This window comes from Desulfogranum japonicum DSM 18378 (assembly GCF_000429945.1).
GTDB lineage: Bacteria > Desulfobacterota > Desulfobulbia > Desulfobulbales > Desulfobulbaceae > Desulfogranum > Desulfogranum japonicum.
The window spans coordinates 13,692-37,743 of record NZ_AUCV01000040.1 but is presented as its reverse complement, the minus strand read 5'-3'; the positions used below and the strand labels follow the sequence as shown (position 1 = coordinate 37,743).

Genomic DNA, 24,052 nt, shown 5'->3' with positions numbered 1-24,052 from the left:
GCTTACCTTGCCGCTTTTGCTTGTATAATTGGTAAAAGGGCTTTTGAAACAGCCAATGCTGCCGCAATTTTTATCGCATCCCCAACAAGAAATGGCAGCATTCCCAGGGCGATGGCCTTTTGAACAGTCATCCCCGTGGCAACTTGTAACCAGCCTACTCCAAATAGATAGACAAGGGTGCTGCCGAGAAGCAGAGCGAGCAGCCGCAGGAGAATATGTCCGGATTTCTCTGATATGAATCCAATCAGAAATACTGCGGGCAGGTAGCTGACCAGGTAGCCTCCGGTGGGCCCGAGAAGGTGGCCAAGTCCTGCGCCGCCGCCGGAGAAAACCGGTAATCCGCAGATCCCTGCCAGCAGATATACTCCCACACTGGCCAGCCCCCAGCGGCTGCCAAGAAGAAGACCGGCAAGCATCACAAACATATTCTGCAGAATAATGGGAACCGGACCAACCGGGACGGCAATATAGGCGCCCACAGAAATAAGCGCCGCCATCATACCGCTGTACACCATCATCAACAGCTGGTGGGATACGTTCAATTCGCTCTTTTGTTCGATTGGAATAGGCATGGGTATCTCCTGTCAGTAATGCCTGTCCATAAATAGTCTTTTTGCCCAATTTCTGCGTTATGCTCAAAATTTTATCCTCGAAGGTAAGCGTAGACTCCGATATCAAATATATGTCTGTGGTAAAATTTATCGCATGCCTCGGAGTCTACGCTTACCTAAACTTGAACAAAAATCCTCATTTATGAACAGGCCCTAGTTATGAAAACAATCGCCGTAATATACTTTCTTTACAGTGTGGTCTGGTTGTTCCAGAAGCAGGGCTCCGGTCTCGTCCACGTCCAGAGCTTTGCCGTAGTGTGTGTTTTGGGTGGTGACAATGCGTACCTGTCTTCCTATGGTCATTGTATATTGTTTCCAGTTGGCAACAGCATTGTCATAGTCCGGATTTGCCATGCTTTCTGAAATATTGTCGAGAAAGCGCAGTAACAGTTGCCGACGATTCACCTCATGGCCCAGTAGTTTTTTGAGTGAGACCGCTCCCGGCTCTCTGTGCTGGGGATCGTTATTGACGTTAAGGCCGATGCCGATACAGATGAAGGATACCATTTCACCTCTGGTTTCCATTTCAGAGAGCATGCCGGAGAGTTTTTTTTCATCCACCAGAATGTCGTTGGGCCATTTGACCTGAGCCTCGATACCGGTTTCCTCTCGAATTGCCCGGGTAAGGGCCACAGATGTGATAAAATTTACAAGAAATCCGGATACAGCTGGAAGCAGCGGTCTGAGAAGCAGGGTAAAATAGAGGCCACCTTTTGCAGATGCCCAGACCCGGTCCATTCTTCCCCTGCCTTTAGTCTGTTTTTCACTTATGACCAGGGTTTGATCAGGTGCTCCTGTACGGCCCAGTTCCCTGGCCTTCTCCATGGTGGAGCCTATAGATGGAAAATGGTGAATCAGGCTTTCCCGCTCTCCGAACTCCCAGGGGTAGAGAAAGTCATTGCCCCCCCTGTACAGATAGCCTTTGGGGCCAGCCTGGATATCGTAGCCAAGCTCCTGCAGGGCCTGTATATGTTTCCATACAGTAACTCTGGAAACACCGAGCTCAACACTCAGTTCTTCTCCGGAGAGATAGGTGTCTGTTGCCCGTAAATACTGTAAAAGTCGTGCTTTCATCATCCTTCCAGCGTTGCAGATTTTATTTTCGTTAACCGGATTCTTTGCAAGAGTTAACGAAAAGAGCAAATTTGTCAAGCCGTAGTTTGGGGGGAGCAAAAAACAAAGAGATACGGCTTTCATTTTTTCTTGAAAAAACATTGCAATCCATTGTACCTGTGACGGGTGCGAGAACCATTATTTTGGACATTGATGATGAGATCTGCATAAAGCGAATCGCCAAAAGATCCAGGAATGGCCAGGTAGATCATTTTGATCGCTATATGGAACAGGATGGTGCAAGATCTGAAAGGATAGAAACTTTTCTGCTAAGGCTGAGTACAACGTACCTGGATGCTGTGATTATTGAAAATAATGATCTGTATGAAACGGAATTGTCAGATGTCTTATGCTGGCGTTTCGTGGGGTTGCATAACCAGTGTCTGTCCATAAATGAGAATTTTTGTTCAAGTTTAGGTAAGCGTTGACTCCGAGTCATACGATAAATTTTATCACAGACATATACTTGATATCGGAGTCTACGCTTACCTTTGAGGATAAAATTTTGAGCATAACGCAAAAAATGGGCAAAAAGACTATTTGTGGACAGGCCATAACTCAACGAGGAGTATGCCATGCATGTAATTTTGGATTTATGTCTTGTCCCTTTGGGGGTTGGTGTTTCTGTTTCCAAGTATGTGGTTGTCTGTCATAAAGTTTTGGAAGAGACAGGATTGCAAACCAGCCTTCATGCGTATGGAACCAATATTGAAGGGGAGTGGGATGACGTGATGGCTGCTGTGAAAAAATGCCATGAGGCTGTTCATGCCATGGGGGCTCCCCGAATTACCACAACCATCAAGCTGGGAACCCGAACCGACAGGGAGCAGACCATGGCTGACAAGGTAAACAGTGTGGAGAAACAGTTGGAGTAGCCGTGATGGCGGCAACCGTCTTGGCAGAATACGCAAACTGAATTCTTACGTGATCCTTATGCTTTTTTAAACATTTCAAGATCTTTTTCCAATACCAAACAGGTAGATCTCCCGGTGCCAACCAATGGGCGGAACCTGAAAATATAATGGTTTGTAGGTGTGTTAGCAGGTGAACCATGACTGTTCAGCGCTTTTGCCCTCACGTCGCTAAAAAAGGGAGATCATTGAATGAACAGCAAAAAAGTTTTGTCTACCGGAATTGCGCTGGCCATCAGCTGTACCGTGGCCGCTACAGCTGCACAGGCTTCATTCTGGAAACGTGGACACCACCATGCCAGTAAAGCCAGAAATATCATATTCATGGTTCCTGACGGTCAGGGCCTGTCTAATGTCGTGGCGGCACGGGTTTTTAAAAATGGTCCCAACGGGGCACCTCTTCACCAGGAAACTCTGGACAACATGGGATATCAGCGCACCCATTCTGCGAACAGCCTGGTTACGGACTCTGCTGCCGCTGCTTCTGCCTGGGCCATGGGTGAGAAATTTAATAATGGTGAAATTTCCTGCCATGGTGATGCAAATTACAGCTGCACCAATGAGCTGCCAACCATTCTGGAAATAGCCAAAAAAAGAGGCCTTGCTACTGGTCTGGTTGCTACTTCTCAAATTTCTCACGCCACTCCGGCAGCCTTTGGAGCCCATACCTACAGCCGAAATTGTGGGTTGGAAATAGCCCGGTAATATATCATGGAAACAAAAGTAGATGTCATTATGGGGGGCGGGATTTATCATGCCAACAGTATCTGTGATGCCTATAGTGGTAATTTTCCAGGGGTGACCGACGGACGGCAGTACATTATAGATCAGGCTCAGGGAACATATGACTATTCATTTGTTTCAGACAAATCTGAACTGGAGGCGATTGCACCCTCACTGGGAAAAAGGGGAACAGTGGCCAAAGTACTTGGTATGTTTGAACAGAATGGTATCGGTGGAGGTAAAACCCCTGAAATGTTCCGTGTTGATGCCACAGAAACGTACCCGGAAGGCGAGCCCACCCTTGCTGAAATGACAGACGCTGCTTTGGATATTCTGGAGCATGATAGAAACGGAATGTTTCTGATGATTGAAGGGTCGCAGGTTGACTGGGAGGACCATGCCCAGGATGTTAAAGGGCAAATTGCTGAATCTTTGGGGTTTGATGAAGCTGTGAAAGTGGTTCTGGACTGGATCAATGCAAGCCAGAGAAGAAAAGAGCAAACCCTGCTTATCGTTGTGGCAGATCACGAGACCGGTGGATTTGCGGTAAATGGACCTTATGGAAGTCTTTCTAAAGCTGGAGATATTGTAGAGGAAGGCTGGACCAGTGGAAATCATACTGCGGTGGACACCATTATCTACAGTCAGGGGCCAGGCAGTGAGAAACTCAGCGGGGCTATGGATAATACTGATCTTTTTTATGTGATGAAAGATGTATTGAAAAAAACAAGATAAACAGTAACGACCCATAAGGGAAATAGATAAACTAGAAACTCCCCGTATTTGAGTCAATACAGCCCGCAGTGTTGTCGGGCTGTATTGGCTGTTTTGGCAAGAGCGTATCGGTAGCTGTATAATGCTACTGTTTTTGTGCAATCCCTTTCATAATCATGGGCTGTACTTGTACCTCCATGCAAGTGACGTTGTTGCTTTCATCTGTTTCTTCCACCATTTCTCCCGGATCAATACGTCCACATAAGAAATAGCTGCCTGTTTGTATTTGTGATGGGATTATGCCGCCGATATCACTCATAACCGGCGGGGCAGTAGACAGTAACAGGGTGCTGCCGCCTGCCACATCAGGAGTTCGACTGACACGTCCGCCCTGCAGAAGAGCATCTTCTGAAAATATGGTGGACGGTGGTGAGGCCCATCCCATTGGCACAATCTCGTCAGTGGATAACATCAGGTCAATCATATACCCATCTTGTGTTGATATACTTCCATCCGGATTGACCATGATTGTACCTGGAGCGTTCCCTTGTCCAAGGTTTTCCACTTCGATTGCCAGGCGGCTGGAAATATCTTCACCTGGATGAAACATGGTGGCGACCCCGGCCGGTGTATTTATCAGCTGGTTAATTCTGAGATCCGGGGAAGCTTCGGGAGGGGTCAGCAGGACGCTGACAGCATTTTTGTAGCTGGCGGAAAGCATGATGGGAATGCCTTCTACAGGGGCACGGAAAAATGGGATTTCCGCAACCTCTTCTTCAACAACTGCACGGCCAATGGGTACCGTTCCTTCCTTGGTAATCTGGTAGGCTGTTATAACAGCACCGTTGACTGCATAGCCGACCTCAAGGTGTTCGTAGCCGAGATATGCCCAATGATCGAGACCCAGAATCATTTTGTATGGATTTTTGGTCCACATCTCCAAGGTAGGATCACCGTAAACATGCCACATGACAAATTCGCCCAGTGTCTTCTCCAGGCTTATGCTTCCGGCTGTTTGCGCGACTCCAACCTGGGAAAGAAGATATACTTTTCCATGGTTAAGAATATCACCTAGACGGTAAATTCTCTCATTGTCGCCAAATTCAGGTGCAACCGTTGGCCAGGTCGCATCATAGAAACCTCTTGTCAGAGCACTGTTGGCCCATGTCGGGCTATTGCGGTTATCGCCAAGGCCGCTGACCATTCCGCCATCTTCCTCCATGAGGAGAAGTTCCATAAAGGATTCAGAAGATGATCCATGGTCTGTTTCTCTGTCCCAGAAACCGCTGGAACAGTTCACACTGTATACAACGGGCAGCAACTCGTCGTTACTCAGATCCCCGAAATCCCATGTCCTGAAACTTGGAGTTCCCCATCCATTGGATGCGCCATGGTCACGATGCAGGATAAGAAAGCGCCCCTCGTTAAAGGCATCAACGACAGCATCAGTATCTCCGTCCCAGGCATATCCGCTTGACGCTCGAATATCAGTTGGCAGCAGGGTACCATTGCGATAACGGTTTGGAGTGGCAATACCTGTATAAGGTTGCTGGATGGTACATGGGTCTTCTTCATCAAGACAGTACCCACCTGTGTCTTCTGTGGCGTCATATATACGTTCTACAGTATGGCCCCACAGCATCATATGAGCCCGCACAAATTCAGAAACCTCTGTGAAAGAACGTTGAGCCCGACCATCAAGGCCTCCGAAAGGACTTCCGTCCGCATTCATCAGGTATCCTTGAAACTCGGCGGCATTGGCAGCCGTCGTGTAATAGGGGGCTCCATCGAACCAGTCTATGAAAGGCGGATCTGATTCATAGTTGATAATTTTATCGACAACGGTCTGGGCTTCGGCCAGCGTGTCCACCGGAATTCTGCCAACTCCAAAGTCTGGAAGAATATCGAAAAAAAACTCGGGATACATCGCATATCCGTAATCAGAGCCGGTTGTAGAATCTCCGCATGTGCTGCAGGTAGGATCTGAGTCATAGTCTGTCCGTGCCGGTGGAACGAATTCAGAATCCCCAAGGAGTAGCACGTAAGAAGGGCGTACAGCACAATTTTCGTAACGGTATTCAATGAGATCATCAATCTTTGCACCGGTATCATAAGGTGTGCCTTGTCCGACTTCAAATACCGAAGTAATAATGCCTTTGTCTTCTTTCCATTGGGCAAGATCATCTGCAGCATCACGAAAATCCGGATGGGTCAGAATCAGCAGTTCTTCTCCGTAAACAGTCAGGTGTGAAATGTCCACGGGAAGAACATATTTTTGTATGACAGCCTTGTTGATAACGCTTTCTTTGCTGCTTTCACTTGTTGGTTCAAATGGACTCAGATTTCGGCTTGTAATAAAAGCCCCATCGCCTCCATCAAAGGTAACCTCAAAATCAACTTCATCATATAACCGAAGAACTTTGCTTACTGGATTATATTGCGCGCTGGTACATGTCAGTTGGGCAATATTGAGTCCTCGTATGTTACCGATAAGAGCTATTGTGCATGGCTCTGCAGGGAAAAAGGCATTTGTCTGATAGACTTTCTGGTCTTTTGCAAAAGGGGGCTTAAAATATTTCAGATCAACATGATCGGCAACCTCATCCTGAAAAGGGTAGAGATTTACCAGGATTTCATTGCGGATGACAGGAGGAAGTGTCTTTACATGAACCGATGCCCCCTGCGGTACGGCAACAAGGGTATTCCATGCAGGAACTGCAGGCAATCCGACCTCTCCAGCCTCGGATTGCAACCCTGGGATATGCATTTTCGTCCAGGTTTCTCCATCCCCGGTTTCACTCGTTAAAAACGGCAGACCGAATGAGACTGCAGCATCAAACCGGGTATTGTCAGAAGCGGCTATGTGAATGGCAGGTTCCTGATTGAAGTCCTCAAATCCACGACACTGCATACTTTCTGAAATGTTGAGCAGTACATTGTTTTGGAGAATCGTCCCTCGGTTGCGAAGGTCCTCGGCAACGGCAGCATATTTCCCTTTTTGGCCTTTCATGATGGCGGCCGAGTGATTCAGGTACGCCCCAAGAATATTTACAGCTGTGCAACCTTTTCCCCTCTGGTATGCTGCTTCAGCTGCGTTGAGTTGCTTGCTTAGACTGTTTTTAAGACCTTTTTTCAACTCTGCGTTGGAAAGGTTTCCTATGTATAGCTGGAGTGCATCGAATTCTGCCAGGATCTCTGTATCTGGAGTATATTTACCAACTGCACCATATGCAGCAGGGGAACCTCCCGCAAAGAAAAGTAGTACTCCGGAAAACAGAAGAGTAAAATATGTTGATAAAAAATAGTTTCGCATAAGCCCCTCCTCACTGCACTTCGTAATATGTCAGACCACCCTCTCCATGTATATTATTCTCTGTTTGTTTCTCCTCCTTTAGATATGTAATTACTCGTAATGCACTGTATATGAAAGCGAGGCGCTGCATGCCCGTGATCAGTCAGTGCCTTATAGAACATAAAAAAAGCCGAACCACCTTGTTGTAAGGTAGCTCGGCTATCTCTTAAGACCCGTAGCTTTCCGTCCCTGCCTCTCGGCAGGTTTGGCTTTTACTTTTCTATGCAATTTGTCACAGACGAAGAACTTACAGGTGTCTCTGTAAAGTGTCACTGCAACTGGCTTTTCTTCTAACTGTTTGTTTTTTTATAGTTAGATTGGTGCGCTGTGCTTGTCTGTGATCGTTTATAGTATAAGCATAGAGGCGAAAAGCTTTGGCTGTCAAATCAAATTTTACGTGAAATGAGCGTAATTCTGATCATATCTTACAAATTCGAACAGTTGACTGGTTGAAAAAAATAGCGGGTCAACTGGATGATTCCGGTATTCTGGATCGCTCTGCAACATGCAGGTTATTCTATCTCCATGGACACTTTCACCATCTTGGTTGCATCACCGGCAATGCCAAAATCATTGTCATTGACCATGAGCCATTGGTTACCTCCAAACCAGGCAAGACCTTCTATCTTTTTCATTATGCCTTTGTTGTCATCACTGTTAAGGAGCAAATGTTTGTGCAATGTTCCTTCTTGTATCTCCGTCTGTTGTTCCAGCGACGGGCTGGTGGCAACGCTGTCCCATTTGCTGTTAAGAATGGATGTGGCCTGGGAAAGATCCACTTTATAGAATTTGGTTGTTTTTGAGATCCTTTCCAGAACAACGAGGGTATCCATTCCCACTGCAGTCATCTCAGATACTTTTACAGCATTCTGTTTCTGTTTCTTTTTGCTGTTATCAACGACAAAGGTGTCAGGATCGTCCAGTTGGTAAACGTACTCCGCAACAACCTGTTCTTTTTCACGATCAAGTGTAAAAAGCCGAACATTTTTACCAGCTTTGTATGCGGCTTTATCCGGCAGGGCCAAAGGGCTTTGCAGGGCAAAGTAGAGGAACTTTTCGTCTGGAGAAACCGCTATGGATTCGATCCCCCGGTTGAGTGGGCGGTGACGGATGATTTCCGGTAAAGCTTCAACAACCGGATAGCCCGCATCTTGCAGTGAGGCTGCAACTCCTTTGGGAACCAGTCTGTTTATTACACGTCCGTCAGCCGCAATATGCAGCAGAGAAGGACCATACTCTTCACCGATCCAGAACGTTCCGTCAGCAAGTTTGATAATCGCTTCTGCGTCAACGCCTGCTGGGTCATCCTGGAGGCGATTTCCAGCCAGGGAATACGCCACTTCTGTTTCTGGGTTGGAAATGCCTGATATTGGCATGCCATCAGTTGTTTTTAACTGAATCTTCTGCTCAACCACAGCAATGTCGTCAACAAGTTTGCAGCGATAGATGGTGGGAGCAAAATTTGGTGTTGGAAAGATTTTACCGCTTTTAAAATCGTACTTTTTACCAAGAAGGTCTTCGGTAACCTTCGCATCAATATTAGGGCCGCGATCGGTAATGGTGTAGAAGACGCCTTCTGGGTCAGATGCAAGTCGAAATGCTCCTGATCCAATTCCCACTGAGAGATGCAAGGTGGTGCTGTTTTCCAGGTTTACAGTATCCAGAGGCTCGTTGACAGAGGTTAACTGCTGTACATTTGCAGCACAGAGGGGAGATGCTGCGAGCATGAAAGTGGTAAGCGAGAGTGCCAGGGATCGAATGCTTTTTTTCATATGAGTTCCAATGTGGTTGAAGGTGGATATTGTGCAGAACCGTGCATGTTTTGCATAGACGGGGCTGTCTGACAAATATCACAGGTTGGTAACTCGTCTATGTTAAAGTGGTGATTGTAATGGGTTAAGAAGTGGTTAGTCTGTTCGTTCCATGAGGTCTGGAAGCAACTGTGTATTCATTTTCTGCTCAAGAGGGAATGGAGGTGCGTGTGGAGACTGCTATAATGGGAGCAGATGCAGGTTTATGTAACTGATCACGGGGTTAACAATACTCATATTTCAATTGTTTCTGAGTCGTAACTGGTCGCAGGTGCTTCAGATTTGTGCAAGCGCGGTTTTTCGCAGGTAAGCGTAGACTCCGTTAGGCTATCTATGCGATAAACCGCGACCGTGCAAGGAGCTAAGCGACCAGCGGGAGACTCCGTGGAGTCTGTGATCAGTTACAGGTCTATTTTTACGGGGGCTTTCATAGCGCAAGGCTCCTCGAAAGAGCCTTGCGTAGAAAAACGGAGAAAGGAGTCGTCAGTGCGTCACGCCGGTATCCTGACCCCACGGTGCATCATATACTTCAAAGAGTGAGGTAGCCAGTTTTTGCAGTTCCTGGCTCAGGCAATACTCTCGGATAAAGAGTTCTGCCTCTACACCGCCCAGGTTGACAGCAACCTGCATATCAAGTTCTGCTTCACTTTTCTTTTTTAACGCTTGATGGAGCAGGCTGCGTGCGACATAGACCACACTGCGATGGGGATTAAAGCGCAGAGCTGTACTGAAATCCTCCATAGCTTCACGAAGGTCACCACGATTGAAGTGTGCCATACCTCGTAAAAACAGGATATGGTCATTGGTCGGATCTTCTTCAAGGGCATAGCTGAAGGAAATGAGAGCTTCGGCAAAATCTGAGTTTTTCAGATATGCCAATCCCATGGGCAAGTGGACCTTGCCAGGATCCATGCCGCTTTCCAGGGCTGAACCGAATCCCAGGATACTTCGGGCGTATTCACCCCTTAGAAAATGGCGTTGTCCGCGAAGAAAGTCTTTATTGGTCGTCATTTATTATGGCCTCCCAAAATGAATGCACGCAAAAGAGAGGAAACAACTCTTTTGCTGTTTGGGAATTATTCTTGTTTCCTGTGGATACTTGTAAGCATGTGCGGGAGTTTGGCAATGCGTTGAGTCTTTGCCTGGTGTTTTAGCTTGAATTTTCTTCACCTCTTAACGCGACCCTGAAATTTATCGCATGCCTCGGAGGCTAGGTTTATATCGATTTGAGCAAAAATTTTAAAGTGGTATGTAACTCATACTGGGTGCGCTATGGTTTACACGTAGCAGGAGAAGTTTTTTTGTTTGTGGTCGCGACAGGTCAGGCGAAACACACCCGGTTGCGGCCTTCATGTTTTGCCCTGTAGAGAGCTTTGTCGGCAGCTCCTGTGAGCAGGGAGAAGGTGTTGCCGTTTTCGGGAAATGTGGCAATACCGAAGGAAGCAGTGATTTTCTTGAGAGCCTTTCCCTGGTATTGCACTCTCATGTCTTCTATGGCTTTTCGCAGGGTCTCGCAGCGCTTGCTGAACTCTTCTGGTTTAATTTCCGAGCACAGTATAAGAAATTCTTCCCCGCCGAAACGGCAACAGAAGTCCTCGGCCCTGAAGAACTGTGTCAATAATCGGCCGATTTCTTTCAGCAGGAGATCTCCGGCTGCATGGCCGAAGGTGTCGTTGATGTTTTTGAAATGGTCCAGGTCAAAGAGTATGACGCCAAGTTGAGAATTACTACGGGTTGCACGATTGATTTCCCGTTCAAAGGCTTCCTGCACATACAAGCGGTTGTGCAGGCCAGTGAGGGGATCATGGACCGCCAGATGCTTCAGCTTTTCAGCAAGATCAAGGTTGGACAACGCCAGACTGACCTGCTCTGAGAACAGTGCCAGCGATTGTTGAATGTAGTCAGGGAGCTTGTTGGCATCTTCGGTTTCCCAGGCATCTTTAAAACAAATGTGCACCAGACCGGTGATTTCACCATGGGCAGAGAGTGGAATGCAGGTGGCAAATCCTTGCCTGTCATGGTAGTGGCTGCATGAAGGGCTGTCCTTGTCAGGGTGGCTGATAAACTGTTTGCCGATGCGGAGTCCCCAGCATTCCTCAGGGGAAAAGAATTCCACGTATTGTCTGGCCCCCCATTGGGAGACCCGAAAGAGCTGGTTCCGTGATCTTTTCATAATGTAGAGCGCACCGGAACTGTTCAAAAATATTTTGCCGGCGGTTTCCCTGATGAAATCGTATGCTTCTTCTCTGCTCTGACAGACCTGGAGATAGTTCACCATTTGAGCAAGTCTATCACTTCTGGATTTGTGTTCCTCCAGTTCTTTGGCTTTCCTGGCAAGCTGCAGGTTGGCTTCCTCCAGCAGGAAGGCGTCTGCAGCACGTTGCTGCAGATAGGATTTTTGCTCTCCCCAGCGGCGCAGTGAAAATACTGCCAGCAGAAAGGAGAACAGGGACAGAGTAAGTATGATCTCATCTGCTTCATATTCCTCCCAGTCTTTCAACTTCAGGAGCAAATATTCATAGAGATCGAACTGAATGGATAAGATGACGATGATACCAAAGACAACAATCATCAGCAGTGCGTCTTTCAATGCAGTACTATATTTTCTGGTGCTTGAAGTGTCGGTGTCGTGCATCGTCTTAATCCGGATGTAGCCATTATTACGCCTCTATAAAAGTATATCATGTGGGATTTCTGAAATCCAGTCCGTTTACTTTGCCTGCAGTGCTTCCGCAATGGCCTCACCCATATGTTTCAGGTTCTCAGCCACCTGCTCTGCCAGGGGGTTGAGTGGGAGAACCCGTCCATCAATGGCCTGTGCTACCACTGCAGCGCTTCTGGGATCAAATTGTGGTTGCACGAAAATAACATGCACGTTGTCCTTTTTAGCATTTTCAATCAGTGTCCCCAGTTGTTTGGGGGTAGGACGTTTCCCTTCAACCTCAACGGCTTTTTGGTGCAAGCCGTAAGCCTGGGCAAAATAGCCGAATGCAGGGTGGAACACGTAAAAGGTTTTACCTTTGTAGGGTGTGAGAAGGGTTTCCAGGTCCCTGTGCAATGCTTCGAGTTGTGAAACCACCTCCTGGAGGTGGCTTTGATAGGTGGAAGCATTGGCGGGATCAATTTTCTGAAGTGCTTCCGCCCCTGCCCGTGCCATGCGTATAAGGTTCTGCGGATTCAACCAGATGTGCGGATCCATGCCTTCCTGGTCATGGTCATGATGCTCGTCAACCTCACCATGGGTATGTGCAGCATCATGGTGGTGCTCGGCCTGCACTGGCTGAATATCCTTCGCCATATTGACCAGTTGTACGTTACGTGGATTTTTTTTGAGAATGGAAACGACATGCTGCTCAAAGGGCAGGTCGAGGTACAGGTAGAGTTGTGACGAGAGAAGGTCGGCAATTTGATTTGGTGTTGGTTCAAAGGTGTGCGCGTTCTGGTTGGCAGCGATGAGAACCTTTGTCTGGATTAAATCCCCCCCAAGACGATCCATAAGCCATTTTTGAGGGGCAATGGTAACATAGACCGTACCCGTTTCAGCCTTGGCGTGTGCCGTAAACAGTAGAATGCAGCAGAACAGCAGGATACGGACAGTAAGGTGCATTGTGCGTTGCATTGTTATTTCCTCTCGGTCACTTAGCTTTGAGTTTATACAGACCTTGGATGATTTTTTTCCGCGGCCCCGGTTCCCCTGTGAGTGATATACATACATAGTGAATATGTTATATAACTGCAAATAATGCATTGATTAATTATGCAAAATGCCCCTTAGCCACCAATTGCTTCCACTTGTTTGCGTAGTTCTAAATATTGTTTTGTTTCCGTTATTTTTGAATTTTCTATCTGCTTGACTTCTTCTCTGCTCAAGTGAAACATCCCGCATACAGGGCAGGCCAGGTTACATGGCTGGTCCAGGCTTCGTTCTATCATTTCGTCAATGGTCATGTGACCTATGCTCGCCCCTGCGCAACTTGGACAGACCGCCCGGACCTGAATACCGGCTCTTTTCATGGCAAATCTCCTTGGTTAGTGTTACTAAAAAATATATCGTAACACTAGAAAGAGTCTGTAAACTTTGCAAGTATTCTTTCTGAGAAGAGTAAGAGACTTGAGCAAAGGACAAATCTTGTTTACACTTCCCTGACACTTTTCGTTTCCCATCCCTTTGACATAGGTACTTGAAATCATGTCCTCTCCCAAACCTTCTGATACATCAATCCCTCGCCGAAGTTTCGGGCGCAAAATTTTCAGAGCCGGTTTTCTGGTAGTACTTTTTTTTGCAGCTCTTATTTTTTTGGCACCCTATGGCGTCAAGCTGTATGTGCAGAAATGGTTACTAGAAAATGGGGCGGACAAGGCTGAGATAGGCAGGATTGGTTTTAATCCCTTCATCGGGTCATTGACTCTTCACGATGCTGATGTACAGCGGGGAGGAACTGTTGTTTTTGCTGATTCCACTGTTCATGTCGATATTGGTCTTGGGATGCTCTTTAAGCGCAGCGCAACTGTACAGAAGGCACGACTGGCTGACCTGGTCCTGGATATTGAGCAGGGCGAAGACGGCAACCTTCGCATAGCTTCGGTAAATATTCCTGCGACAGCAGATACGCCTGACCGGAATGAGGAAACACTTGAGGCCGAACAATCTCTGGAGAATGGCAACAGCTGGATTGTTGCAGCCGAAGAGGTGGATATCTCCAATGTGACCCTTCATTATAAACAGCCGAATCTTGATGTACGATTATTCATTGAAGAAGGTAGAATACGAAATTTTACCACTGCCGATACCACTGACGGGGGCACCCTGTATCTCAAGGGTACCCTGAATGACTCCCCGGTGGAAATCGATCTGCAAAAATGTAAAATAGTTCCTGCTTTGGCCCTGGAAGGATCAATACGGCTCGATCGTTTTGTCCTGGATAATCTGGATAATCTTCTTCAGCCGTTTTTGAATCCATTTGATGGCGAGGTGACCATTGACGGTCAGTTTTCTTATAGCATGGCTGAAGATGCCGGTATGAAGAGCGAGTATCAGGGGCATATCCTGATTGCTGATGGGAAAGTCGGCAATATGGGCTGGGAGACAGCAGCGACGCTGGTGTATGACGGTGCTGTTTCGTATGCCGGCGGAACCGCAGCCAATACGTTGATTGCAACCGATGGAAAGCTGACTGCTTCACACATTGCGGTCAATCTCCCGGAAACCATGAATTTTTCTCAGCAAGAAGGCCTCCTTGAGGGGAAAACCATGGTTGAACTTGGCCAGGAACTCCATGTTACTTTTGACGGGCTTCTTGGCCTGCAGGAGACGGGTCTGGACATGGACTCGATGCAGACGGACCTTGCCAGCTTCAGTCTGCAGGGACACACCGGCTATCACCTGAAAAATGGCAACAGTACCCTGCAGTTGAAAGGAACCTTGGGAGGCGAGAAATTCAATCTGGATTTACCAGCTTCCCAGATACACGTATCCCAGCAGAGCCTGAAGATGGATAATGACCTTGAGGTGACTCTGGCTGCGCAACCTCTGCTTGTGGGGAAAACAACTGTGCAGGGAGAAAATTTGCTCCTGGAAATGGCCATGGAACCGGTGGTCAAGGTCGCAGAAATTGGTGTAAAAGAGATAGCTGGAACAGAATCCAAAGGGGTGGAAGCCGGTGGCCTTCATGTTCGAGGGGTGGATATTCCCGTTTCACAGGCCGTTCCTGTGGGGGTATCTATTGATTCCATTGCCAGTGGAAAAATCACCAGTGATGATTTGAAGACGCTGCAGGTGGAAGCGATACAGGCAGGAAACATTCAGGTGCATGACGGTGCCGGTGACACCTTGCTCGCTGCAGTAGGAAAACTCGAAGTCAAAGAATTGGACCTGGATGAACAGAAAGCTATGACTGCGCAGTCCATTCAGGTGGAAGATGGGCAGTTCCTGCAGGATCTTAAAGAGGCCGCAGATCCCCTTGCTACCCTGGGAAATATTACAACCAGCCCGGTGCATTGGTCAGGGGAGAAGGGCGTTGAGTGTGAGAAGATCAATGTTCATAGCCTGTATGCCCGGGTTCTTCGTTTGCCTGAAGATGGGGGCGATGCGCAGGCAGGTGTTCAGCAGGCCGAAGAGGAAAAACCAACGACTCCAACAGTTTCTGAGGAAGATAAGCAACCTTCGGGCACAGGCATACCTGTAAAAATAGATCTGATAACGGTTGACGGAGAGTCGGGTTTCAGTTTTACCGATTCAACTATGAAAATACCTTTTAAAACTCTGTTTCAACTAGATATGGCAGAGGTGAAAGGGCTTGATTTGAATACGCCGGAACAGACCGTGGAGTATGTTTTAAAAGGAACTTTTGATAAACATGCGTCATTAAAGGTCAACGGAATTTCCCGGCCCATGGCGGTGCCAATGTCGGTTGAGCAGACGCTGACCTTGCGTAACTATCCGCTTCCCAGTGTCTCCCCTTATGTTGTGCAGGCCATAGGTACCTATTTTGATACCGGCAGGGCTGATTTGAAGTCTGTCTTGAAATTGAAGGGAGATCGTATCCGACTGGATAACACCGTCCTGCTCAAGGAGTTGCAAACACGAACTGTGGATGATGAATTGGCTGCGGAACTGAACAATCAGCTCCCTGTGCCATTGGATTTAGCTTTGACATTGTTACGTGATGGCGACAATAACATTGAGCTGGATATTCCTCTTTCCGGCAACCTTTCAGATTTGAATGTCGGCATTACAGATATCCTGGTTACGGCGGTGGGCAAGGCCATTACTGTGGCGGTTGTGCCGTATCTTGCGTATACGGTACTTGGACCGACAGGGGCTTTGGTCTATATGGGCGTAGAGTTCGGAAGTTCTCTACTGAACACGGACTTGCCTGCTCTTTCTTTTGAAGCACAACAATTAGAGTTGACAGATGCACACAAAGAGATTTTAGACAAAATTGGCAAGAAGCTGGAAAAGCAGGGTGATAATGAGTACAGTATCTGTCCCAGAGTCGCCTTGACGGAGTTAGGTGACGGAACTGTGAAAAGTGATAAGATATATGCTGCAATGCAGGATGAAATCATTCGAAAGCAGTTACGGGAACTCGGTGACACCAGGGCATCACATGTGAAAGAATATCTCGTGAACAACTTTTCCATTGATGGAGACAAGTTGCTGCTGTGTGATCCTGGTATTAACTTTGAGAAAAATGGTCGATCGGTGATTGAGTTTAAAAAATAAATGGAAACTGCTCACAGCGCACCTGATCTTTCCGCGATCAGCCTGGCTTACGTATGACTCAATACGCTGCACCAGCCTGCTTACGAAAACCTCAGGCGCTCTGTGACCGGTTGTAAATATGGGGGATGTCTAAGCTTGTCCGTCTCCCCTGTGAGTCGTTACAATAAATGGTTGTATTGAGGGCTGCTGCCTTCCCTCAATAGTCCACCTTTGTCCCGCCATTGTGCGGCAAGGTCGCCTTGGCAGTGTGGAACCTATAAATGAGATCAGGAATTTTCAGTGGTTGGAAGATTCTGGTCAGTGATTGAGAAGTAACAATACTTTATGTATAGCCTGATACGGACGGAGAAAAAATGACAAATCCCTCTAGCGTTGAAATACTTGTTGTTGGCAACGAAATACTGATTGGGGATATACAGGATACCAACACCTCATGGCTGTGTAACCTCATCCATGAGCGTGGCGGTGTAGTCAACCGGGTGACGGTATTACCCGACACCCTGGAAGACATAGCAGAAACCATACAACAGGCAGTGGAGCGTGAGGTTCCCATTCTGTTTACCTCCGGGGGGCTCGGGCCCACGGCTGATGATCTGACCCTGGCTGCGGTAGCCCAGGGAACAGGTCGGGAGCTGGTACTTCATGAAGAAGCCAAAAACATGGTTGCCCAGCAGTATGATTACTTTTACGAAAAAGGCATTATATCTATTCCGGGTCTTAATGATGCCAGAGAAAAGATGGCCTGGCTGCCTGAGGGCGCTGAACCGCTTTTCAATGCTGGAGGCACGGCTCCCGGGGTGAAACTGGTGCATGGGGAAACCACCATAATAAGCCTTCCCGGTGTTCCCTCTGAATTGCGCACCATTGTCAGTCAATCCTTGCGGGATGAGTTTGAGGAGTGGTTTGGAGACGGCACTTCAACGACCAAGGTCATTACTGTGTATTGTAATGATGAGTCCCTGATGGAACCGGTTCTCACCAAAGTGGTTAATGATTACCCGGACGTTTATACCAAGTCACTGGCAACAACCTTGGGTGAATATCCGGCCATTGATATCATGATGACCATGACAAGCGGTACCCCGCAGGAACAGCATGATATTGTTGAAGCGGCTTGCCACGATCTTTGCAGCGGATTGACCCAGCTTGGTTTTAAACTTCACGAAAAAGGTGAAACGGCTCTGTAAATCAGTGCGAGTAATCTGGCGAAGAATTGCTCTTTTTTCTCAGATTAAGGTATTTTCAGATAATCAAGCCGGGGACTATTCCCCGGCTTTTGTGTTTTGCAGGCATTGAGGGCCTGCGACCGATGTTTTTCAAGGGAGCTTTTTGTAATATTCATCCATGCTTAACGGGATGCATCGTTAGGTATTGGCACGGGATTGGCATGAATATTTTGTCTGGCAGGAAACTCTGAAGATCACTCAGGCGTTTTCTTGTAAAGATACGTATAATTGATCAATTACATATTGTGTCGAGATTTTGAATTCAGTTTGAACGTATAAGGGGATGAATATGAGAAAAGTGTTTCGTTGTTGTGTGTTCAGTACATGTGCAGTGGTCTGTTCCTGTATGATATTGAGTAGTGCCTATGCCCTGGATGGATCACTTCAGGCCCTGGGCAGCTGGTGGGATGCAGGTGATTCTGGGCCAACCTACGGTTTGGGGATACGTGGAAGCATTGGTTCCCAATGGGCTCTTGATCTGGGGTACACCTATTACGGTGAAGGAGATGACGTACATTTTCGCACCCTGGACAATGACGATGAAATTCGTTTTGGCGGCATTGAGGCCAATGTATTTGATCTTGGTTTCCGCTATACCTTTCCTGCGGAGATTTATGTCGGTGCAGGTGCCTCCTACTACGATTTTGATCACGAACTTGACAATATAGATGGTGAATGGGGACTGTACGGGCTGCTCGGCTGGTCATTTGGCGGTGAGCACATTCGTGGTTTTATTGAAGGTATGTACCGGGCAACCAATGGAACCATTGAGTATGATGATGGCTTTTACGGGACATATTCAGAAGACTTCGATCAGGACGGATTAAGCGTAAACGCCGGGATTATGTATCGTTTCTGAATAATCCTGGGCAGTTTTTTTTAGAACGATCGCGAACTCATGCATAGGTAGGCTAACGGAGTCTGCGCCTGCCTGCAAAAAAATCACGCTTGCAAAAAACTCAGGCACCCCTATTCCATGGGGTGCCTTTTTTTATGGTGTATCAGCCTTGATGTCAATCCGCCCGGCTCTTGGTGTCAGAGCAGACACCGATGCTTCATTGTCACCGATTCTGGCATATGTGACGACAGTAGAGAAAATGGTCAGGAGTACAGGGATAAAAAATCAGGTCAGGGCAAACAGACGGTCGCCGTCCCGTGAACCGAGCCACCTTTCCCGAAAGGAGAGGGGGGTATAGCGTCTGCGTTTTTGAGTGATTCTTTGCATTGAAAACGCGGTCATGGTTCCAGCTGACGCGGTGTGGTAATGGTACATACCCCGGTGATTGAACAATGACTCTTCGGTGGCAACTTCAACCGTTGTTGGCGAATGTTCCTTTGAGGTAAGAATTACAGGGACATTATGTTGGCTGCATGGCTTTTGTATGGTGTGTCTGTGTAATTTCAGAATATTGGCTGATCCCCGAATAAGCTCTGAACAAAGATCGGTATCCAGATTTGTACAAAGGGCAATGGCTCCAAATTGCTGCCTGAGCAGGGGCAGGCGCAGCAGATAGAGAAGCTGATTCTTCTGGTTCGGCAGCGATCCATGGAAATGTCCGTTGATGACCAATACAGAATCACCATCCTTCCTGATAACACCAAACTGGGCCAGGCGAATTTTTTTCTCGTTTTCCGTAACCGAAAGGCTGCCACTGTTTAACATCCACGTTCCGCCTCCAGTCAGGATGCAAAGGCCGATTGGAACGGAATCTGCCGATGTCGTGTCCGAAGGCTCGACAGATATCTGGGTGAAGGCATAATTCATGGCCACGGATGTGGAAAATTTGCGGATTACATCATAGTGATCCACATTTGGAGATGAGGCGGTGTTTTGGAAGCATAGGATGTCAGGGCTGTGCTGACTGGTATCCCGGGCCATATCGGCAAGATTCTGCCCAGACTCCGTACAGCAGTTATGGTGTATGGTGGCAATTCGTATCATGGCTTCAATCTCCATAGTTGCGTAAGACTGCAGCTTAGGCGGCAGTAGGAATCTTACGCTGGGTAAACAGGTGAACATGACCTCTTTTCTCTTGGCGGTTAACCTCTTCATCCTGGGAGGAAAAGAGTTCTTGAACAATTCTTCCCTGCCAGCAGGGATGTGATTCAAAACCAAGTATCTGGGCAAGAGTAGGGGTAAGATCCATGAGAGAAAGCTTTCTCTCAATACAGCATCCTTCAGCAATGCCGGGACCGCAGACGATCCAGGGTAGGGGTTCATTGGAGGGCATAAACGTGGATTGATGATTCCAGGATCCACTGTGACTGGCCAAAACCATGAGCACGTATTCGTTTTGCAGGCCAACCACTGCCATTTGTTCCATGAGCAGACCTATGGATTGGTCTGCTCGCTCGACACTTTCCAGATATGGTTCAGAAAGGTAACCGAAATGAGTACCTGCAATATCTGTTCCCTGAAGATATAGCCAGCAGACATCGGGCTTCTCTTTCTGAATATGCCGGGCTGCCTGATCAGCCAGTTGGTTATCGACGTTTTTTATCCCCCCTGAGTTTATGAACAGACTTGTATGCAGGCTATCCTGTGGAAACAGGGAACGGATCTGCTCTTTGGAGAAAAATATTGAGGTCGTTTTATTATGGTAACGGGAAAGGCTGGTAATGGATGAGGTATGTGGGGAAAGTCCGACAGCACTGCTGTTGGTGAGGATGCCATGCTCGGAAACAGGCATGGAGGTGAAGAGAGTGGCAAATGCCGGTAAGGTTAGATCCGGTCCGTAATGATATAGCGTATTTGCGTATGTTCCTTTGGAAATCATGTTGTCCAGGCAGTGAGCATGGGCGCATTGCAATGCCTCCTGCCGTAATCCGTCGATAACTACGCACACCACTTTCGTCATGTTGCCTCCTTGTATATCGAGGGTACTCTCGCATATGATGTTGTTCTGTGACAGTTCATCGAGATATGGAAAAACTGGTAAAACCTGATAACTGTATGTAGAACTTCTGTTGTCCAGTTTGGGGAGACTCTACAGATAGCCGATTATGATGGGGTTAATCTGTGATTATGATTTGATAATGATGGGCAGTGCAATTACACTTTTTTTAGCGAGTGATTCATGATAATCCTGACATTACATGCTCACTGTTTTTACAATGGAATAAGTCAATATTTTGAATTATTGACATGAAACTGCCCACAGCGTATCTGATCTTTCCGAGATCTGTCTGGTTTACGCATGGTCCAATACGTTCAGCCTGCCTGTAAAAAGGCTCATGCTCCCTGCAATCTGTTGCGAATACTCGAAAATTTCAGTTTTGTCCGCTTTTTCAGCGAGTCGCTGCATTGACGCTTTATTGGCTGGGTAGTCATTGATTCAACATATTGATAATTTTCTAATACGGCTGTAACGTTTCATTAATAGAATTGCGCCATTATTTATTCAGTTGATTTGCAGTATTCAGGCAATATCCATCCCGTATTTTCCATCAGTCACCCCAAGAACCGTTTAACCGGTTGCAGGTATGTTACTTGTCGGATTTCACTGCAAAGTGCACTGTTCTCCACTGCAAAAGATGTTGTGGGAAACCCGGGCTAAATGCTAAAAAAATATTATCAGACCTGACAATGGTACGTGTATGCGTTATTCTTTAATGCTGGCTCCTTCTTCAGAAACCGAACTCTGGAATGCGGGGTGTCTCTGGCTGGGAAACGATATTGTCCGTAAGAAAGAAGTTGAACAGCCTGTTATACAGGGTATAGAAAAGGCCCGCTTGTGGGAACTCACCAGGCAGCCGAGAAAATATGGATTCAGGGCTGTGGTTAAACCGTTTTTTCGGCTTGCAGAGGGAAAAAGCGAAAAAGAGTTGCGTACCTTTGTCCAGGGGTTAGTGAGCAGGCAGCCTCCTCTGGTGATTCCAGAATTGTGTCTTTCTGTACGAAATGACCGATTCCAGCTGGAACCCACGTCGCATTCTTCTGAGTTGATAGCCCTGGCCGCCTCTATAACGCGCCTTTCAGATCGATTTACAGCACCCTTGAGTCCCAGTGAGTATGCTCAGAAGAAAGCAGCTATTTTAACCCCGGAGGAGAGGCATAATCTTGAAGTATGGGGTAATCCCTATGTGTTTCATCAATACAGATTTCAGATTCTTCTCACCAACAGGATAACGAATACTGCTGAAAAGGAGGTGATCATTTCTGCGCTCAGCCGACATTTTGCATCTGTCTGTACAGCGCCTGTTGTGATTGATGCACTCTGCCTCTCCGTGGAGGTGGGCACTGATCAAACCATACAATGTGTTGAACGTTTTCCGTTCTCCGGCCAATCAACAGGCGTCAAGGACCAAACCCCATATGAACCAGCTACAAAAGAAAACTTTTATCCTCGATACCAACGTCATACTTCATGATTCATCCTGTATTACGCACTTTCAAGAACATGATATCGTCATTCCTATAACTGTGCTGGAGGAATTGGACCAGTTCAAAAAGGGAAACCAGATGCTGAATTATCATGCACGCGAATTTGCCCGGTTACTTGATTCTCTCAGTGCCAACAAACTGTTCAATGGGGGTGTCGAGATTGGAGCAAATAAAGGACGTGTATCCATAAAGCTAGAGTTTCCACTTCACCCCGATCTGCAGAATCATTTTCCGGCGGCAAGCAAACCTGATCATCAGATTTTAAATATCGGTTATCATCTTTCCAAAGAGCACCCTGAACGAAAGTATATTCTGGTCACCAAGGATATCAACCTGCGCATGAAGGCAAAGGCAGTGGGGTTGATGGCCGAGGACTATACCACTGACCACGTGAAAGATGTGAACCATCTGTACTCGGGCAGGAGGATTGTTGACCTGAATGGCCAGGGATCGGAACTGATTGAGCGGTTATATCGCAGTCAGGAAGAAGGGGTATCCGTTGATCAGTTTGCATTGGAACCACAGCCCACTGCCAATGAGTATATGATTATACGAAATGGCAGGCAGTCAGCCCTGGCATACTATGACGGCCACGACAGAAGCGTGCATACTGTTCAAAAAAATACCGTGTACGGAATAACTCCAAGGAATGCTGAACAGTGTTTTGCCGTGCATGCCTTGAACCGCATGGATGTGCCCCTGGCATCGCTCACAGGAAAAGCAGGCACCGGTAAGACCTTGCTTGCCCTTGCGGCAGCACTGGAGCAGCGAAACCTGTATCGGCAAATAATGCTGGCCCGGCCAATTGTGCCGTTATCCAATAAGGATATCGGGTATCTTCCCGGCGATATCCAGTCCAAACTTAACCCCTACATGCAGCCGCTCTATGATAATCTCTCGGTTATTCGTAATCAGTTTCCTGAAAATTCTGACATGAATAACCGACTTGATCGTATGCTGGAAGAAAAGAAATTGATTATCGAACCGTTGGCATACATTCGTGGGCGGAGCCTGGTCAAGATTTTCATGATTGTGGATGAAGCCCAAAACCTGACGCCCCATGAAGTCAAGACCATTATTACCAGAGCTGGCGAGAACGCAAAAATCGTGTTTACAGGAGATATTTATCAGATTGATCACCCATACCTGGACAGTCAGTCCAACGGATTGAGCTATCTTATTGAAAAAATGCAGGGGCAATCCCTGTACGCCCATGTCAATTTGGAAAAAGGAGAGCGATCAGAACTTTCCATGCTTGCGAGTGAACTGTTATGAAAACAATCATTAAAACAACTGTGTATCTATTCGCAGCCGTGCTGGGGATGGTGGCAGCTGGAACAGTGTTTGCCGGATTGCTTTCCCAGGCAGGCAGTTTTGTGTATCGGGAGCAGACAGGTGATACTGTACACGAATATGTGTGGCAGCTGAAACACCTGGGAGATCAGGTCGTGATAACCTCCAGGGAACCTGGAAAATTTTTTCAGACCACCTGCGCGCCTGATGGCTCAACACTGAGCTGGGAATTCAAAGGGAATGACGGCTCCAGGGTTATTGCTCGCCGACATGGAGACAAACTGATTGTAGAGCGCAATGGAAAAGGCCAAAAAGAAGAAAGTACGGAAACACTGGATGAACGCCCCTGGTATCAGCCGCTTTCATACAGTTTGCGGGCTGTGGCCGAGGGCGAGCCTGCTGTCTCTTCATTCTGGATGATCCGTCCGGATACCCTTGAGGTCGTCTCGTTGACTGCAGAAAAAAAGAAGTGCGGTACCGTGGAAGTTAATCAGGGTGCGGTACCTGCATGTGAAGTGGAAATTCGTAAGGAAGGTCTCTTCGCCTCATTCTGGCATGCATCTTACTGGTTTCGGCAGAACGACAAGCAGTTTGTCCGCTATGAGGCGGTGCACGGTGCTCCAGGGACACCGGAAACAGTTATTCAGCTGGTTGAAGAACTTCACTAATTCGGATTCAGGGCCAGAACC

The 24,052-nt window shown here is 47.3% G+C and carries 19 protein-coding genes, 1 pseudogene and 1 riboswitch; of the genes and pseudogenes, 10 read left to right on the top strand and 10 right to left on the bottom strand.

Going from position 1 to position 24,052, the window contains the following annotated elements; translation table 11 throughout:
- Nucleotides 1-2: 2 nt before the first annotated feature.
- Together G493_RS0116835 and G493_RS0116830 are read right to left on the bottom strand one after the other, a co-directional pair.
- Complete coding sequence (locus G493_RS0116835) at nt 3-572, bottom strand: biotin transporter BioY (RefSeq protein WP_028581344.1); 570 nt, start codon at nt 570-572, stop codon at nt 3-5.
- Nucleotides 573-764: 192 nt separating this feature from the next.
- Entirely contained in the window at nt 765-1,685 is a 921-nt protein-coding gene (locus G493_RS0116830; protein ID WP_035274898.1) for a biotin--[acetyl-CoA-carboxylase] ligase, read from the bottom strand.
- 71 nt (nt 1,686-1,756) lie between these two features.
- Here G493_RS0116830 and G493_RS0116825 point away from each other — a divergent pair, with 71 nt between their 5' ends.
- The 4 genes and pseudogenes from G493_RS0116825 (at nt 1,757) to G493_RS34400 (ending at nt 4,093) form a co-directional block, all read left to right on the top strand.
- A complete protein-coding gene (locus G493_RS0116825; RefSeq protein WP_153306559.1) occupies nt 1,757-2,152 on the top strand; it encodes a hypothetical protein in 396 nt (131 codons plus the stop codon).
- A gap of 147 nt (nt 2,153-2,299) precedes the next feature.
- The gene (locus G493_RS0116820) at nt 2,300-2,599 is read left to right on the top strand and encodes an MTH1187 family thiamine-binding protein (protein ID WP_028581341.1); all 300 of its coding nucleotides are present in this window, start codon (nt 2,300-2,302) and stop codon (nt 2,597-2,599) included.
- 228 nt (nt 2,600-2,827) lie between these two features.
- Nucleotides 2,828-3,904: pseudogene (locus tag G493_RS34405) on the top strand (alkaline phosphatase); the annotation flags it as partial.
- A 39-nt stretch (nt 3,905-3,943) separates the two neighbouring features.
- Nucleotides 3,944-4,093 carry an alkaline phosphatase gene (locus tag G493_RS34400; RefSeq protein ID WP_269746324.1) on the top strand — a complete coding sequence of 50 codons (150 nt, stop codon included), beginning with the start codon at nt 3,944-3,946 and terminating at the stop codon, nt 4,091-4,093.
- Nucleotides 4,094-4,217: 124 nt separating this feature from the next.
- Here the strand turns inward: G493_RS34400 and G493_RS32405 are convergent, their stop codons facing one another.
- The 6 genes from G493_RS32405 to G493_RS0116780 all read right to left on the bottom strand — a co-directional run bounded on the left by G493_RS32405 (nt 4,218) and on the right by G493_RS0116780 (nt 13,249).
- A complete protein-coding gene (locus G493_RS32405; protein ID WP_028581338.1) occupies nt 4,218-7,385 on the bottom strand; it encodes a C25 family cysteine peptidase in 3,168 nt (1,055 codons plus the stop codon).
- Nucleotides 7,386-7,570: 185 nt separating this feature from the next.
- A riboswitch (cyclic di-GMP riboswitch) is annotated at nt 7,571-7,644 on the bottom strand.
- A gap of 292 nt (nt 7,645-7,936) precedes the next feature.
- On the bottom strand, nt 7,937-9,196 hold the full coding sequence (locus G493_RS0116800) for an esterase-like activity of phytase family protein (RefSeq protein WP_028581337.1): 1,260 nt from the start codon (nt 9,194-9,196) through the stop codon (nt 7,937-7,939).
- 522 nt (nt 9,197-9,718) lie between these two features.
- Nucleotides 9,719-10,246, bottom strand: a complete 528-nt coding sequence (locus G493_RS0116795; protein WP_028581336.1) for a tetratricopeptide repeat protein — start codon at nt 10,244-10,246, stop codon at nt 9,719-9,721.
- Between the two features lie 310 nt (nt 10,247-10,556).
- Nucleotides 10,557-11,870 carry a GGDEF domain-containing protein gene (locus tag G493_RS29755; protein WP_051309411.1) on the bottom strand — a complete coding sequence of 438 codons (1,314 nt, stop codon included), beginning with the start codon at nt 11,868-11,870 and terminating at the stop codon, nt 10,557-10,559.
- A 75-nt stretch (nt 11,871-11,945) separates the two neighbouring features.
- Nucleotides 11,946-12,854: a metal ABC transporter solute-binding protein, Zn/Mn family gene (locus tag G493_RS0116785; protein WP_028581335.1), complete on the bottom strand. Its 909-nt coding sequence runs from the start codon at nt 12,852-12,854 to the stop codon at nt 11,946-11,948.
- 152 nt (nt 12,855-13,006) lie between these two features.
- Nucleotides 13,007-13,249, bottom strand: a complete 243-nt coding sequence (locus G493_RS0116780; protein WP_028581334.1) for a hypothetical protein — start codon at nt 13,247-13,249, stop codon at nt 13,007-13,009.
- A gap of 175 nt (nt 13,250-13,424) precedes the next feature.
- Between G493_RS0116780 and G493_RS0116775 the strand changes: the two genes are divergently transcribed.
- From G493_RS0116775 to G493_RS0116765, 3 genes are all read left to right on the top strand, one after another.
- Entirely contained in the window at nt 13,425-16,460 is a 3,036-nt protein-coding gene (locus G493_RS0116775; protein ID WP_028581333.1) for a DUF748 domain-containing protein, read from the top strand.
- Between the two features lie 353 nt (nt 16,461-16,813).
- Nucleotides 16,814-17,647, top strand: a complete 834-nt coding sequence (locus G493_RS0116770) for a competence/damage-inducible protein A (RefSeq protein ID WP_028581332.1) — start codon at nt 16,814-16,816, stop codon at nt 17,645-17,647.
- Nucleotides 17,648-17,975: 328 nt separating this feature from the next.
- Nucleotides 17,976-18,545 carry a porin family protein gene (locus G493_RS0116765; RefSeq protein WP_028581331.1) on the top strand — a complete coding sequence of 190 codons (570 nt, stop codon included), beginning with the start codon at nt 17,976-17,978 and terminating at the stop codon, nt 18,543-18,545.
- A gap of 264 nt (nt 18,546-18,809) precedes the next feature.
- On the opposite strand, the gene G493_RS0116760 is transcribed toward G493_RS0116765, so the two are convergent.
- The gene (locus G493_RS0116760; protein WP_153306558.1) at nt 18,810-19,628 is read right to left on the bottom strand and encodes a hypothetical protein; all 819 of its coding nucleotides are present in this window, start codon (nt 19,626-19,628) and stop codon (nt 18,810-18,812) included.
- A gap of 34 nt (nt 19,629-19,662) precedes the next feature.
- The gene (locus tag G493_RS0116755; RefSeq protein ID WP_028581329.1) at nt 19,663-20,544 is read right to left on the bottom strand and encodes an alkaline phosphatase family protein; all 882 of its coding nucleotides are present in this window, start codon (nt 20,542-20,544) and stop codon (nt 19,663-19,665) included.
- A 739-nt stretch (nt 20,545-21,283) separates the two neighbouring features.
- Here G493_RS0116755 and G493_RS32400 point away from each other — a divergent pair.
- Genes G493_RS32400 through G493_RS0116740 form a run of 3 tightly spaced genes read left to right on the top strand, consistent with a single transcriptional unit; the run spans nt 21,284 to nt 24,031 of the window.
- A complete protein-coding gene (locus G493_RS32400) occupies nt 21,284-22,057 on the top strand; it encodes a DUF1045 domain-containing protein (RefSeq protein ID WP_084813622.1) in 774 nt (257 codons plus the stop codon).
- Complete coding sequence (locus G493_RS0116745) at nt 22,002-23,345, top strand: PhoH family protein (RefSeq protein ID WP_028581327.1); 1,344 nt, start codon at nt 22,002-22,004, stop codon at nt 23,343-23,345. The genes G493_RS32400 and G493_RS0116745 overlap by 56 nt, the downstream gene beginning before the upstream one ends.
- A complete protein-coding gene (locus G493_RS0116740) occupies nt 23,342-24,031 on the top strand; it encodes a hypothetical protein (RefSeq protein ID WP_028581326.1) in 690 nt (229 codons plus the stop codon). The genes G493_RS0116745 and G493_RS0116740 overlap by 4 nt, the downstream gene beginning before the upstream one ends.
- The last annotated feature ends 21 nt before the right edge of the window (nt 24,032-24,052 follow it).